Here is a 700-nt window from a genome sequence, read left to right on the forward strand (position 1 = left end):
AAGATCCTAAGCTAATGGCAATTACGCCAGCAATGCGTGAAGGTTCTGGCATGGTACGTTTCTCGAAAGAGTACCCAGACCAATACTTTGATGTGGCAATTGCAGAGCAACACGCTGTGACACTTGCGACAGGTATGGCAATTGCTGGCGATCATCCGATCGTGGCTATCTACTCAACCTTCTTGCAACGTGGTTACGATCAACTTATCCATGACATCGCTATCATGGACTTACCAGTAATGTTTGCTATCGACCGCGCAGGTTTGGTCGGTGCAGATGGTCAAACACACCAAGGTGCCTTTGATCTTAGCTTTATGCGCTGCATTCCTAACATGGTGATCATGGCACCAAGCGACGAAAACGAATGTCGCCAAATGCTGTACACAGGTCATAAGCACACTGGACCAAGTGCCGTACGTTATCCTCGTGGTAGTGGTATGGGTACAGAGATCGAAAAAGAGTTTACCGCTCTTGAGATTGGTAAAGGTCGAGTAGTACGCAACGGTGAAAAGGTGGCAATCCTGAGCTTCGGTACTTTCTTACCGAATGCACTAGAAGCAGCTGAAAACCTCAATGCAACGGTTGCTGATATGCGTTTCGTCAAACCTCTTGATGAAGCATTGATTCACCAACTCGCTGATGAACATGACGTTCTTGTCACACTAGAAGAGAACGCAATCGCAGGTGGTGCTGGCGCAGG

The 700-nt window shown here is 47.9% G+C and carries 1 protein-coding gene; it reads left to right on the forward strand.

The features are described from left to right. Positions 1-700, forward strand: a 700-nt coding sequence (locus R7Q48_RS27485) for a transketolase C-terminal domain-containing protein (protein ID WP_318133429.1), incomplete at both ends; no start/stop codon positions are given.

It is taken from the genome of Vibrio sp. 378 (genome assembly GCF_033339435.1).